Here is a 12,690-nt window from a genome sequence, read left to right as displayed (position 1 = left end):
GCAGCGGGGCGAATATTAGTGAATCCCTTGGAGAATGTGAAGCTTTTTTTTAAAAAAACCGCTCAACTGATTAAAAAACAGTACATTTGTATAAACATACGGCAACAGCCACAAATAATTGGAACTTTTTGATTTTTACAGACTCTATTTGATCGACAAAGTTTGCCCAACCATATAACTCTTGGTAATCTTAATACAGTTTAATTATCGGAACATTGTTTCACTTAAGGAGTTTAACATGGCGTTTAATCACTCATATGGCACAGCTCAACCAGCTATGTCGACAATCGAAACTAATAAGGTACTTAAAAACACGTACTTTCTATTAGCTATGACGCTTGCTTTTAGCGCAGTCACTGCTGCTATTTCAATGACGATGGCTCTACCTCGTTTTACAGGTATTGTTTGTTCATTGATTGGCTTTGGTCTTATATTTCTGATCCAGAAAAAAGCGAACTCATCTTCTGCGATAAGTTTAGTATTCTTATTTACAGGTATTATGGGTTTCGGTTTAGGACCATTACTTAATCATTATGCTGCAATGCCCAACGGTACACTGTTAATAATGCAGGCTCTCGGCTCCACAGCTCTCATCTTTTTTGGCTTATCTGCTTACGCTTTAACAACCAAGAAAGACTTCTCATTCATGGGTGGATTTTTAACCGTCGGCTTAATTGTCGTTATTATTTCTAGCATTGTTAATATTTTCATCGGTAGCAGCATCGCATTCATGGCTATCAATGCCGCGGTGGTATTATTGATGTCTGGTTTAATCCTTTATGATACAAGCCGTATCGTAAATGGTGGTGAGACTAATTATGTTATGGCAACTGTTAGTCTATACCTAAATATCTATAACTTATTCACGTCATTACTTGCACTTTTAGGTGCAAATGATGACTAACCAGTTTGTTCTGGTAAACTAAGCCCCATATTGGGGCTTTTTTTATGGGCTAGCTTTGAGTAAATTTGTACTTTCTTTGCATTCAAGCGTATCTGATCACGCAACTCTGAATAACTTATCCCGCTTTGCACATGCAGCACTAGACGACGGCCATCATATTCCGTGCATCTTTTTGTATCAAGATGGTGTCTATCATGCGTCGCAGTATGTTGAGCTAGCCAGTGATGAATTAGATATTGCGGCTATTTGGCAAGCATTAGCAGATAGAGGTATCACACTCATGCTTTGTGTAACCGCAGCTGAAAAGCGCGGTATTGATACTACAAATACAGGTATATTTAAAGTTGCAGGTCTTGCAGAGTTTGCCATGCTCAGCGCAACATCAGACAAATGGATACAATTCAAATGAAGAATATAATGATTATTAGTGATCACAGTCCATTTGATGGTATGCATATACGTGATGCGTTAGATATGACCTTGATTTTTGCCGCAATAGACCAAAATGTGAGTTGGTTATTCCAAGGCTCGGCCGTCATGGCCTTAAAACCTAAACAGTCGCCTCAACAACTTGGTATTAAAGATTTCTTTAAATCAATTAAAACGCTTGAAATATATGATGTAGAAAATATATATGTATGTGAAATCGCTCTAAAGCAATTTAACCTAGACCCCGACCAATTAAGTATTGATGTGACCGTAATCAATCAAACACAGCAGCGCCAACTCTTGAGCCAACAAGATCAGGTGGTAACACTATAATGATAAATACCATTCACATTTTCTCTAGACCGTTGAGTCACTACAACACACATACTATTTCTATTCTACTCAGTGACACCGATAGGATCCTATTAATTGCTGATGCATGTTATGATCAAACCAGTTTTAAGAACTTAACCGATAATGGTTATATATTGTCTCAATGCCTTTCTACAAGAGGTGTTGAATTGCAAGCTCCCTTCTCAGCTATTAGCGATATTGAATGGGTTCAACTCATCGATAGCGCAAAGAAAACGATTACTTGGTAACTATGCTAGAAATTAATCATCAAACAATTGATACTGATAAACAGGGCTATTTGATTGACCATACTCAATGGTCACCTGAATTAGCGCCTATCATTGCAGAAAAAGAAAATATTGAATTAAGTGACGCACACTGGGAAGTCATTCACTTTGTGCGTGGTTTTTATGAAGAGTATAGTACGAGTCCAGCGATTAGAATGCTGGTCAAAGCTATGGCTAAAGCACTCGGTGAAGACAAGGGGAATAGTATGTATTTATATAAGCTATTTCCAAAAGGGCCTGCTAAACAAGCAACTAAAATTGCTGGATTACCTAAACCTGCCCGTTGCATATAAACTCAAACTCTACACCATTTCCACTTGTTTATTGTGTGAATTAATTCGTAAAAAAAGGCGCTAAATAGCGCCTTTTTATTCACTAACAAGCCCACCTTTAGACCTGTCATACTTAAAACTTACTTAGTGTAAGCTCTCGGTAATTTAGACTCAGTTGTATAGCGGTCTCTTAATTTGTCATGGCGAGAGTCTGTCGTGACTTCGATACCATTGATCCACATCTTTTGTACATGAGTACTGATCTCAAATGGATCTGCACTCCAAAGTACTAAATCAGCTCTTTCACCTTTTGCTATTTTACCGCCTTCAATACCAAAACTTTCTGCTACATTGGCTGTCAGCGCTTTAATCGCCCCTTCATGGCTCATGCCATTAGACACCGCAATACCAGCATCAAAGCGCAATTGATACACATTATGGCTACCGTCACCACCGATTGATAAAATAACCTTCACCCCTGCTTTTTCAAGCGCTCCGGCCGTTTCTAAGCTCGCATGAAGCGAATCAAAGCTAGTCGGAAGGTTCGAAACGGCACTAATGATCACAGGTACTTTCGCTTTTGCCAATTGAGATTTCACTAGCTGCGCATCGTCTGCACCCCATATGATCAAATTAATACCAAATTGTTCTTTGATTTTAAGGATTTCAAGAATATCTGAAGCGCGAGTTAAATGTGCTACCAATGGCATTTGGCCATTCAGAACTTGCGTTAATACTGTCTCCTCTAGCGAAGGCTTCTTATCTTTATCTTTCTTGTCATCTTTTTTAGCCAAGGCTTGCTGACGCTCTTCAAGCTTATCAACTAATTGCTTATATGATAGAGCGCGTGAGCCTTTACTTTTGGCCCCCAAATGCACCACGAGCGCAGTATGCTTGTCTGTTACACTGTCAAATTCACCACTTAAATCAGCAACAAAGCCTAGCCCTGCAAAAATGCTGTCCCCGCCGTATGGCACAGCGACGTTTTGCGTAACTCCCCCTTTACGTGCATAAGGGATTAATGATGAGCGAGGATTAAATGCGCTGCTGGTATCGAAGTCAACTCCCGCTTTGTCATCTCCTGCATCACGAGAGCCCGCAACTGCACCAACTTCAACTAACCCCAACTGATTCATAGACCCAATAAAACCTGGTGTTAGGATTCGATCATTCGCATCAATTGTGATATCAGCATTAACATTACTAGGATTAATTGCGGTAATTTTACCACCTTCAATCACCACAGTAGCATCTTTTAAAATACCCTGCTCTGTTGATGTATGCACTGTGGCATTGGTAATTGCAGTAACCTGTGCAAATGCTGAAGAGCTAGCAAGTAAGGCACCGGTAATTAGCGATAATTTAAATTTTGTCATGGTGTGCACTCCTATCTCTGACCAAGCATGAAATCACTAACCGCCTGATATTTATCATCATTTCGATCATAAACCTTCGCGCCGTCAACATAAACAGTCTCTGCTTTTGCATATACACTAAACGGGTTTTTATCCCAAATAACCACATCTGCTTGCTTACCTTGGCTCAATGACCCAGTTTCTTTTTCAACACCAAGCGATTTGGCCGCATTGTAAGTGATCCACTTAATTGCATCCTGCTCTTTCAAGTCAAAGCCTTTACGATTAGCTGTGTGCATAACCTTCGAAGCCTCATGATTTAGACGTTGAATCGTAGTATCTGAATCAGAGTGCACAACGGCGCAAGAGTTTTTCACCGCATCTACGATCGCAACATTTTCTTGCACCATATCATAAGCTTCCATTTTGAAGCCCCACCAATCTGGCCAAAGTGCCGCACAATTGCCGTTATCGGCTAATAAATCAGCAACTTTATAAGCTTCTATACCATGGTGGAACGTACCAGCATGATAATTAAACTCTTTACCTAAGTCGATCATCATGGCCATTTCTTCAGCTTTATAGCAATGGTTATGTATCATAACTTCGCCGTCTAAAACGCCGCGCAATGTATCATATTTAATGTCTCGCTTAGGCGCATCAGGGTTTAACCCTGCTGCATGGGCTGCATCGTACTGCTCCCACGCTAATTTGTATTCTGTTGCTTCAATCCAAGCTTGACGATACCCAGCCATGTTACCCATACGTGTTTGCGGCGCTATCTTATTTGAGCCATATACACGTTTTGGATTTTCACCACACGCCATTTTTAAACCGTAGGGTGCGTCTGGAAATTTCATTCCTTGCATTGTGTGTGCAGGAACATTTTTCAATGTAACACCTCGCCCACCGAATAAATTCGCTGAACCAGGTAAAATTTGTAATGTGGTGATCCCGCCTTCTCGCGCTCGATTAAAGCCCGGATCTTGAGGCCAAACCGAATGCTCAACCCATACCTCTGCAGTATTTGGGCTAGTCATCTCATTGCCATCTTGGTGAGATTCAACAGATGGACTAGGATATGCGCCTAAATGAGAATGAACGTCAATGATGCCAGGCGTAACCCACTTACCTTGCGCATCAACAGTATTATCAGCGCTAACATTTAGGTCTTTGCCTACTTGGCTAATTTTACCATCAACAATGTAAACATCAGCTGCATCTAATCTTTCACCTGTACCGGTGAGTACCGTCGCATTCGTGATCAAAGTCGAACTGCTGTCAGAGACAGCATAAGTACTTGGATATGGGTTCTTGTTTATTTTAACGTGGTCTTTTTGCGGGCCTTGGTCTTGACAGCCCGCCAGCGCAGCACCAAGTGCTAACACTAATACGGAGGGAGCAAATTTTTGCATTGTTGTCATCTCTTCTGTTTTTTTCACTGTAACTAATTCATCGTGAAAAGGCGATTTAAATACCTTGAAACGCAATAATTCACGATGAGTTTTATCGATTTTAATTACGCTTTGGTGCTATATAGTCTTCATATAACTTAGCAAGTGCACCCTCTAGGTCAAGTTCAGCATGTCGTTTTAGCAACTGTTCGCTCGCTCTTGCAACAAAATCTGAGTTTTGTTTATGCTCTTTCGCAAACTGTTTAATTAGATCTGACGTCTGTGCTGTTTTAGCTGGTTTCTTATGCCTATGCATATATTTACTAATGGCTTTATTAAAATCACCTGCACATTCGCCCACCAACAAATCATAAAATTGGCTTTTTTGTAACGTGTAATTCGCATAGCAAAACGCTAATGCACTTTTAAAATCATCAAAATATTGTTCACCAACACAAAACTCCACTTTAGCTGTTGGCACTTTCACTTCAGCACCTGATATCTCCAATATATAACTTGGGAAATCTAGCCGTATTTGCGTTTCTTTGCCCAAACGCATACCGGCCTCAATACTGGTATGAAACTCAGGACTCATCTGCGCGAGTTCATCGTGTTCCCACACATTATAAACGCGTACTGCCTGAGCATACTTTTTCGCTAAGCTACTTTTAAGTACTTTGATTCGTTCATTCAGTGTGAGCAACCTTTGACCCAGTAGTAAGCCATGGCATTCATAACAACTGGGCACAGTAATAAAGTCAGCGGTTTCTGAAAACTCAATGACGAGCTCGCAGTGCTGCAATGGAGGGCAATAGTCAACGTGCGTCGCCTCACAGCCGCAATAATAACAACACTGGTTAAACTCAACCGATTTTGCTAACCCATTTTGGTAATATTTTGATAAAGCTTCGAAGTTTTTTGACATAAATTTACATAATTAGTTTTAAATTTTAAAGAACTGCTAGCGTAAAGAAAAATTACTGATAACAAAGTGTAAACATGTTTTTTTTGAAAAAAAAATGGAAAAATGTGTCAATGACTGCGCAATTTTTCTCCTTAAAAACAATTCCTTATAAGCTACCATTCACACTAACACACTTAGTTACACTCTGACGAAATTGCTTTACAGCATTCATTTTTAAACCCGCAATACTTAGTGGTGTCTACAGACCAAAATCAAATGGAGCACACCCATGAATGTAATAACAGTACTAAGCAGCGCAGCAATCTTATTGGCATCGTCTTCATCTCTAGCACATGAATTTATTGCCGCTGACAATACACCTGCAACACAATTGTGTATGGCTGTTGCATCAAATCATAAATTAACGTTACGCAAAGAAGTTCGAGAGCATAACATTAGCCGCCCGGTCCTCACTAACCGTTTAGCTTGTAACAACATGTCTATTGATACTTTTGCGACACTTTACAACCTAGAAAACTCAGCTAATTTTCTAAATATTGACATGACAACCAGTACACATATCAGAGATTTATCTGCATCAATTAACAACACACAAACAACACTTGTTATATCTGGTTCGAAATAGATGGATCACAAACATAAATTAATGCGTTTAACGGATGTTTCACGCATTAATTTTTCTATTTTTTACTGACTAAGAGATATTAATGATTGCCGCAACTAAACCAAATAGACCACCAAAAACACCACCCCATACGACCAACCACCCTAAGTGCGTTTTAATCATATTTTGAATAATGTCTTTTACCATTGTGGGTGTCAGCTCATCTAAACGCTCATCGACTGCTTGTTCAATGGTATCGTGTACTGATGTCGTATTTCCGCCCAGTAATTCAGTGACAAGTAACGATTTAAATTGCGGTTCTTCCGTTATTTCTACCAATGTTTCTTTCATTTTTTCAACAAATGTACTGCGCATTGGCTGTAGCGCTTCACTTCCCCCGAACATCGTGAGCATTGGACCAAACTGAGACGACTCAATTACAGTTATTAAGGTGTCAAAAGCAGGGTCCAAATCGACCTTCTTAATAACAGGCTCAAGATCAATGTTATCCTGTTGATTCTGCAAAACATTGGATACTTTCTCTTTATCAAAAAACTCTTCGAGGATCAAACGTCTAATTGACTGTTTAAATTCTTTAAACTTCAACGTTATAACGCCAGATCCATAAAGCAAAGGCACTTTTTCAAATAGCATATGAATAGCAAGTAAGTTGGTAATAGCCCCTGAAAGCGCAAAAATACCGATAGTAAACACGATTGAGTGGCCAGTAAGGTATCCGAGAGCAACACATATTGCCGCAACGATATTTGTTATTAAGCTTTTATTCATTTGTGCACCTTATATTTATTACCGCGGCATTCTATACATTTGTCAAAAAAAAATATACGCCTCATCTTATTTTTAGTTTTTTGCAGTTATTGACCCATTATCGTGTAAGTTGATTCCCTAATTGGTGGTAGTTATGAAAAAAGTGCTCTATTCATTTGAGTTCTTTTCGTTTTCAACCATAGTTTGAGTTAACCAGTTGTCGTTTTCAGGTAATATCTCAAATGTGGAATATGGTTAATCAACAAATCTCTGACGCACTTCATACATCATTTGAATTTACGCATAAGGCACTACTTGCGTCTCCCAGCGCCGAAAAGCTGTACAGAATTTCAAATGACAAACATACCTTTTTAGTGAAAGTTGATCGACTGACAGCTTTAGAGCGATTTGAATCAGAAGCCAGCGCACTCGAACTTATGACTCGGGATAGTGATTTTCTTATCTGTGATCCCATTACCATAGGTACCAGCTTAGATTTTAGTTTTATCGTATTAGAGTGGTTAGATACCAGTGATAACATGGATAACTGGCACGAATGCGGTGCGTTACTTGCAAAAATGCATCAGCGTCATGAACAAAAAATGTTTGGCTTAGAACAAGATAATTACATTCAACAAGTACTTCAACCTAATCAATGGCATAAAAAATGGGAAACTTTTTTTGCAGAAGATCGAATTGGTTGGCAACTGCAACTCCTGGCTGAAAAAGGTATCACGCTTGTTAATATTGATGAATTTGTTGCGACCATCAAAACCTTATTGCCTCATCACATCACGCCATCTCTCATTCATGGCCAGCTGTCACACAACAACATTGCATTTAGTCATGGTAAACCCTGCTTATTTAATCCAGCGTGCTACTATGGAGACAGCGAGGTAGATTTAGCTATGGCAGAGCTGTGCTCCGCCCTGCCTGATGAGTTCTATCAAGGCTACTATGCATTTCAAAACAAACTTTCTGACGATAACCGCCGTAAAGAAATTTATCAATTATACCCTATCTTACTCAAAGCCAACTTGTTTGCCGGTAGCTACCTGCATCAAGCTAAACAGCACATCCACGACATATTAAAATAACAGCAATAAAGCTGTCATATTGGCATTAGCTGCTATATTTAAATTAGCGCAATAATTAGGTTAATAAGACCTAATGGAGAGCCAAATGAAAACTGTTTATGACCAACGTATTAGTTGCCCACATTGCGGCCATCATATCTTTGTTAGCCTTGATACCAGTGAAGGTGATCAAGATTTTTATGAAGACTGTGCAGCTTGTTGCAACCCGATCCATTTAAATATGCATATTGATCGAGCTTTTAATAAACTTGAATTACATGTTGATAGTGATGATGAACAAATATTCTAACATGAGGCAGAAGGAATACTGCGGCTCTACTGCGCAATTTGCGTGCTTTTACGTAAATAATTTTCGACTGTATTAACAATCGTATAAGTTTGTTGGTCGACTTCTATATTCAAGAAGTCACCTTCAACTGCACGCCCCAAATTAGTAATGCTCAATGTCTCCGGAATTAAATGCAACCAAAAGCCAGTGGCATTCACTTCACCTACCGTCAAGCTTGCACCATTAATGGTTATAAAGCCCTTATATAAGACAAATTTAAGCCACTCGTTTGGGAGACTCAATTGCACTCGACAATTATCATGATCTTTCACAATGGCTTTTATCTTTGCCATACAATGGATATGACCAGATACAATATGACCACCGAGCTCAGTACCAAAGGTCAATGAACGCTCAAAATTTACTTTTAAGCCTCGCTTTAAAAACCCTAAATTCGTCAGTTTCAGTGACTCATCTATTACGTCAAAATAGACCTGCCCTACCACATCTTGAGGGCTAACCTCATAACGTACAACCGTTAAGCAACAGCCATTAATCGCGATACTCGCTCCAATATCTAAGTGATTAAGGTAATTACTGGAGACTGATAGTACGAGCCTCAAAACCCCCCCTGATTTATTACACGAAATAACCGTAGCTTGAGTTTGCACAATACCTGTAAACATAGAATACCTTAGCGAGACGTTTAAGAAAGTAATGATACCTTATTGTGGCAATTGGCTAAAGGCATCTTAAGCGCATGTTTATATTTCAAGATTACATGGCGGCATGTCGAAGTCGAGTTTAAACGAAACGGTCGTATATAAAATGATTACCACACCAAAAATAACGTATAACAAGCCACAAAACCTAACCGGCGGACTTTAAGTTCTTCTTAAACAGCAATTCCCCGTTTTTCCACTCCGTTTTATTTAGTCGGCACACACCATAAGCTTCGCGTAAAAGTAAATTCGCCACCATAAAATTAAACAAACCGATACCCTGAACATCTAAAAATTCTAAGTCAATTCATCTAATTGTCTGGCTTTTTCATGCTTTCTAACGCTAATATTGTATTTTTGTGAATGCAGTATCATTATGAAGTTCAGTTATTGGGAAGCTAAACGCTTACTCCAGCTCGCCACCCCTGTTTTTTTAGCTCAGATAATGCTGGTATTAATGTCGGTTGTTGACACAATAATGGCAGGTCAAGTGAGCACTAATGATTTAGCTGCACTGTCAATCGCGACAGGTCTTTGGAATCCATTAGTATTTTCTTTACAAGGTATTCTACTGGCTTTAACAAGTATTGTTGCACACTGCTTTGGTGCCAAAGATCAAAAAGGCATTAAACACTACTTCCAACAAAGCATATACTTGTGCTTAATTCTTTCCACATTTGGCTTTATATTGGCCAACTTTACGCCATTGGTATTCGACAATTTAGGTACAACCACGGAGATCACCACATTAGCACAAAGTTACATCGACTTTGTAAAATGGGGCATTTTGGGGTTTTTACTATTTTCTGTTTATAGGAATGTCACAGAAGGAGTTGGCCTGACGAAACCTGCTTTTTACATTAGCATTGTTGGCTTATGCATAAATGTCGTGGCTAACTATGTCTTCATTTATGGTAAGTTAGGAATGCCAGCACTTGGAAGTGCTGGATGTGGTCTCGCCACAGCCTTAGTATTTTGGGTGATGGCCTTGGCTCAATTCATATATAGTTTCAACAGTAAAAAGCTCAAAGGAAAATGGCTGCTCCATCGATTTGAACCCCCTAAAATTAAAACTCTGAGTTACATAACCAAACTTGGTTTACCTATTTGTTTAGCTACTTTTTTTGAGGTGACGTTATTTGCATGCATCCCCCTGTTTATTGCTGATTTAGGTGCGACTGCGGTGTCTGGCCATCAAATTGCTGCAAGTGTCAGTGTTATATTATTTATGATGCCATTGAGCCTATCAATGGCCATAGCTATTCGAATTGGTAATCTATCTGGCCAACAAGCCCATACTCAGCTTAAATCAGCCATCAACACCAGCTTATTACTTGCAGTAATGATTGCGTTCTTTGTTGCCTTTATTACTTTCATAGCCAGAGATGCCATTGTCATTCTGTACACAAAAGACGAGAATGTTGCATTACTTGCTTCCAGCATCATTATTTTAGCTTGCATCTATCAGTTACCTGATGCTTTGCAAGTTGCAGCAAATGGTGTATTACGAGGTTTAAAGCATACCCAGCCCATTGCCGCGATCACCTTTTTATCATATTGGGTTATCGGTTTTACACTCGGTTACGTATTAACTAAAACAGACCTTTTAGTTACCGCGATGGGCCCCAGAGGATTCTGGATAGGTATCATTGTTGGTTTAAGTATTGCCGCAGTTTTACTCTTATTGAGTGTAAGGAGTCGACTTGTTAAAATTAGCACTGATTAGCTTAAGCATATTTACTCTCACTGGCTGCTCACCCCAGCCCAGTGAGATTTATCATGAGTATCAAAACAGACTTAGCACTGCACTCAATAGCACAACGCCAGACATACCGGACTCTCGGTCATTACATCATCCAAACGTAACTAGACCCACATCAACACTAAGCATTTCTATTATTGAACTGGCCAGTATTAACCATTGTCGGCTCAGCCAAACTATTGCAAAAAGAAACAATCAATTAGGTAAAGTACAACTGCCAAGTGAAGCGCTTAAATACAGTATTCAGTTTGTACAACAAGCCAATGAATGTATAAATAGCGGGCAAACAAACAACCCATTAATTAAGGATAAGCTACTTGAAGCCCGAAGAGAAAAACAACACCAACTTAACCTATTTTTCGAGCACATGCTTTTTTCAGAACGAGAGCTCAAGCAGTTTACCCATTTAGCTGCAACTGAGGTATCCTTCGATAGACACTCAGAATTACAAAACCAAACACTGGAAGCGCTCGCGCAACTTGTGCAACTCAAGCAGCTGCTTAGTCAAAAAGATAAAATAGAAAACCTAGAGGCAACTGAAATTACGACAGTACTTAAAAAACTTCATAAAAATGCATTTGTTCAGCGCGTTATTACTTCAGCGCGGCAACAAGTTTTATTGAACCAGGCTACCTCTGCCTGGTTACACACAGTAGATATAGAGAACACAGTTTGCCCATCCGGAAAAAACAAACAAAAAGCGCACATCCTAAATAATATTTTTTCAAAATATTATTTAGGTCAATTACAGGGCTATCAAGCCCAACTGACAAGTATGCTTCAAAAAGTATCGCCTTTTTTGGCCGCGCTATGGCAGAATCACCCTGAGTTAGTGCAATGGGTTGATGAAAATAACCCACAGTCTTTACTTACACAGTTAAAATCGAGTGCAATATCACACGTCAAATGGTGGCAAACTTTCTACAAAACGTGCAAAATTCGTCCTCAATGAATAAAAAAAGGGCAAACAAACAAAAATATGGAAAACTCGCTTGATCAAAACGCTGAGTCGCTATATATTAGCCGCCGTTGCAACGTAATATTCATTACATAACAACACTATAGTACGACCGTAGCTCAGTTGGTTAGAGCACCACCTTGACATGGTGGGGGTCGGTGGTTCGAATCCACTCGGTCGTACCAACTCTTTCTAAAGAGAATATGTATAATACAACCGTAGCTCAGTTGGTTAGAGCACTACCTTGACATGGTAGGGGTCGGTGGTTCGAATCCACTCGGTTGTACCATTTAATAATTGAAAATTATTCCAAAGTTAAATATCCGTATTTTTCCATATCCCTATTTACCCTTGCAAATAGATTCTAATTCAGCATTCTGAGTAATAACACCCTTCAGCATATCGTGTCATTTTTATTTGATTATTATTAAGTCCCTGCTACAGCCCTACTTACCGTAATCATGTTTGCGACACTTCAGTGAACCTCGCAGATTACTTGGGCAAGAACGATTGAATTCTGAGAGGAAATATCCAGCTAAAGCCCGATTCTTTAGCGTCTCATACCAATCTGCTTAAGTATGTGATCTAATA

Annotated in this window: 15 protein-coding genes and 2 tRNA genes; 12 read left to right on the top strand and 5 right to left on the bottom strand. The window is 39.3% G+C overall.

Going from position 1 to position 12,690, the window contains the following annotated elements; genetic code table 11:
• The first annotated feature begins 238 nt into the window (after window positions 1-238).
• Genes J8L97_RS20980 through J8L97_RS20960 form a run of 5 tightly spaced genes read left to right on the top strand, consistent with a single transcriptional unit; the run spans window position 239 to window position 2,267 of the window.
• On the top strand, window positions 239-904 hold the full coding sequence (locus J8L97_RS20980; RefSeq protein ID WP_192507217.1) for a Bax inhibitor-1/YccA family protein: 666 nt from the start codon (window positions 239-241) through the stop codon (window positions 902-904).
• A 55-nt stretch (window positions 905-959) separates the two neighbouring features.
• A complete protein-coding gene (gene tusD / locus J8L97_RS20975) occupies window positions 960-1,313 on the top strand; it encodes a sulfurtransferase complex subunit TusD (RefSeq protein ID WP_211052579.1) in 354 nt (117 codons plus the stop codon).
• A complete protein-coding gene (tusC, locus tag J8L97_RS20970; protein ID WP_211052578.1) occupies window positions 1,310-1,666 on the top strand; it encodes a sulfurtransferase complex subunit TusC in 357 nt (118 codons plus the stop codon). The genes tusD and tusC overlap by 4 nt, the downstream gene beginning before the upstream one ends.
• Complete coding sequence (locus J8L97_RS20965) at window positions 1,666-1,935, top strand: hypothetical protein (RefSeq protein WP_211052577.1); 270 nt, start codon at window positions 1,666-1,668, stop codon at window positions 1,933-1,935. The genes tusC and J8L97_RS20965 overlap by 1 nt, the downstream gene beginning before the upstream one ends.
• Window positions 1,936-1,937: 2 nt before the next feature.
• Window positions 1,938-2,267: a TusE/DsrC/DsvC family sulfur relay protein gene (locus tag J8L97_RS20960; RefSeq protein ID WP_211052576.1), complete on the top strand. Its 330-nt coding sequence runs from the start codon at window positions 1,938-1,940 to the stop codon at window positions 2,265-2,267.
• 119 nt (window positions 2,268-2,386) lie between these two features.
• On the opposite strand, the gene J8L97_RS20955 is transcribed toward J8L97_RS20960, so the two are convergent.
• The 3 genes from J8L97_RS20955 to J8L97_RS20945 all read right to left on the bottom strand — a co-directional run bounded on the left by J8L97_RS20955 (window position 2,387) and on the right by J8L97_RS20945 (window position 5,920).
• Window positions 2,387-3,622, bottom strand: a complete 1,236-nt coding sequence (locus J8L97_RS20955; RefSeq protein ID WP_211052575.1) for an amidohydrolase family protein — start codon at window positions 3,620-3,622, stop codon at window positions 2,387-2,389.
• Window positions 3,623-3,633: 11 nt separating this feature from the next.
• Complete coding sequence (locus J8L97_RS20950; RefSeq protein WP_210998508.1) at window positions 3,634-5,016, bottom strand: amidohydrolase; 1,383 nt, start codon at window positions 5,014-5,016, stop codon at window positions 3,634-3,636.
• Between the two features lie 100 nt (window positions 5,017-5,116).
• Window positions 5,117-5,920: a hypothetical protein gene (locus tag J8L97_RS20945; RefSeq protein WP_211052573.1), complete on the bottom strand. Its 804-nt coding sequence runs from the start codon at window positions 5,918-5,920 to the stop codon at window positions 5,117-5,119.
• 268 nt (window positions 5,921-6,188) lie between these two features.
• Here J8L97_RS20945 and J8L97_RS20940 point away from each other — a divergent pair, with 268 nt between their 5' ends.
• Window positions 6,189-6,545: a DUF3718 domain-containing protein gene (locus J8L97_RS20940; RefSeq protein ID WP_211052571.1), complete on the top strand. Its 357-nt coding sequence runs from the start codon at window positions 6,189-6,191 to the stop codon at window positions 6,543-6,545.
• Window positions 6,546-6,614: 69 nt separating this feature from the next.
• Here J8L97_RS20940 and J8L97_RS20935 read toward each other — a convergent pair whose 3' ends face one another.
• The gene (locus J8L97_RS20935; protein WP_211052569.1) at window positions 6,615-7,313 is read right to left on the bottom strand and encodes a DUF445 domain-containing protein; all 699 of its coding nucleotides are present in this window, start codon (window positions 7,311-7,313) and stop codon (window positions 6,615-6,617) included.
• Between the two features lie 221 nt (window positions 7,314-7,534).
• Here J8L97_RS20935 and J8L97_RS20930 point away from each other — a divergent pair, with 221 nt between their 5' ends.
• Together J8L97_RS20930 and J8L97_RS20925 are read left to right on the top strand one after the other, a co-directional pair.
• On the top strand, window positions 7,535-8,389 hold the full coding sequence (locus J8L97_RS20930) for a fructosamine kinase family protein (protein WP_211052568.1): 855 nt from the start codon (window positions 7,535-7,537) through the stop codon (window positions 8,387-8,389).
• Window positions 8,390-8,474: 85 nt separating this feature from the next.
• On the top strand, window positions 8,475-8,678 hold the full coding sequence (locus tag J8L97_RS20925) for a CPXCG motif-containing cysteine-rich protein (RefSeq protein ID WP_119860407.1): 204 nt from the start codon (window positions 8,475-8,477) through the stop codon (window positions 8,676-8,678).
• Window positions 8,679-8,704: 26 nt separating this feature from the next.
• Here J8L97_RS20925 and J8L97_RS20920 read toward each other — a convergent pair whose 3' ends face one another.
• Window positions 8,705-9,343, bottom strand: coding sequence for a riboflavin synthase subunit alpha (locus J8L97_RS20920; protein WP_211052567.1), 639 nt, complete (start codon window positions 9,341-9,343; stop codon window positions 8,705-8,707).
• Between the two features lie 412 nt (window positions 9,344-9,755).
• Between J8L97_RS20920 and J8L97_RS20915 the strand changes: the two genes are divergently transcribed.
• The 4 genes from J8L97_RS20915 to J8L97_RS20900 all read left to right on the top strand — a co-directional run bounded on the left by J8L97_RS20915 (window position 9,756) and on the right by J8L97_RS20900 (window position 12,388).
• A complete protein-coding gene (locus J8L97_RS20915; protein WP_211052566.1) occupies window positions 9,756-11,105 on the top strand; it encodes an MATE family efflux transporter in 1,350 nt (449 codons plus the stop codon).
• Window positions 11,083-12,093: a DUF3080 family protein gene (locus J8L97_RS20910; protein ID WP_211052565.1), complete on the top strand. Its 1,011-nt coding sequence runs from the start codon at window positions 11,083-11,085 to the stop codon at window positions 12,091-12,093. The genes J8L97_RS20915 and J8L97_RS20910 overlap by 23 nt, the downstream gene beginning before the upstream one ends.
• Window positions 12,094-12,207: 114 nt before the next feature.
• Window positions 12,208-12,284 (top strand) — tRNA-Val (locus J8L97_RS20905).
• Between the two features lie 27 nt (window positions 12,285-12,311).
• A tRNA-Val gene (locus tag J8L97_RS20900) sits at window positions 12,312-12,388 on the top strand.
• Window positions 12,389-12,690 lie beyond the last annotated feature (302 nt).

The sequence above is a fragment of the Pseudoalteromonas sp. MMG012 genome, assembly GCF_018100875.1.
GTDB classification, from domain to species: Bacteria; Pseudomonadota; Gammaproteobacteria; order Enterobacterales; family Alteromonadaceae; genus Pseudoalteromonas; species Pseudoalteromonas aurantia.
This window is presented reverse-complemented; position numbering and strand designations above follow the sequence as displayed.

What these genes read in the sequence shown, in the direction of transcription:
- tusC (WP_211052578.1), top strand. Translation starts at nt 1,310, where the DNA reads ATGAAGAATATAATGATTATTAGTGATCACAGTCCATTTGATGGTATG.
- J8L97_RS20955 (WP_211052575.1), bottom strand. Translation starts at nt 3,622, where the DNA reads ATGACAAAATTTAAATTATCGCTAATTACCGGTGCCTTACTTGCTAGC.
- J8L97_RS20920 (WP_211052567.1), bottom strand. Translation starts at nt 9,343, where the DNA reads ATGTTTACAGGTATTGTGCAAACTCAAGCTACGGTTATTTCGTGTAAT.
- J8L97_RS20965 (WP_211052577.1), top strand. Translation starts at nt 1,666, where the DNA reads ATGATAAATACCATTCACATTTTCTCTAGACCGTTGAGTCACTACAAC.
- J8L97_RS20960 (WP_211052576.1), top strand. Translation starts at nt 1,938, where the DNA reads ATGCTAGAAATTAATCATCAAACAATTGATACTGATAAACAGGGCTAT.
- J8L97_RS20915 (WP_211052566.1), top strand. Translation starts at nt 9,756, where the DNA reads ATGAAGTTCAGTTATTGGGAAGCTAAACGCTTACTCCAGCTCGCCACC.
- J8L97_RS20980 (WP_192507217.1), top strand. Translation starts at nt 239, where the DNA reads ATGGCGTTTAATCACTCATATGGCACAGCTCAACCAGCTATGTCGACA.
- J8L97_RS20940 (WP_211052571.1), top strand. Translation starts at nt 6,189, where the DNA reads ATGAATGTAATAACAGTACTAAGCAGCGCAGCAATCTTATTGGCATCG.
- J8L97_RS20935 (WP_211052569.1), bottom strand. Translation starts at nt 7,313, where the DNA reads ATGAATAAAAGCTTAATAACAAATATCGTTGCGGCAATATGTGTTGCT.
- J8L97_RS20950 (WP_210998508.1), bottom strand. Translation starts at nt 5,016, where the DNA reads ATGCAAAAATTTGCTCCCTCCGTATTAGTGTTAGCACTTGGTGCTGCG.
- J8L97_RS20930 (WP_211052568.1), top strand. Translation starts at nt 7,535, where the DNA reads ATGTGGAATATGGTTAATCAACAAATCTCTGACGCACTTCATACATCA.
- J8L97_RS20945 (WP_211052573.1), bottom strand. Translation starts at nt 5,920, where the DNA reads ATGTCAAAAAACTTCGAAGCTTTATCAAAATATTACCAAAATGGGTTA.
- J8L97_RS20925 (WP_119860407.1), top strand. Translation starts at nt 8,475, where the DNA reads ATGAAAACTGTTTATGACCAACGTATTAGTTGCCCACATTGCGGCCAT.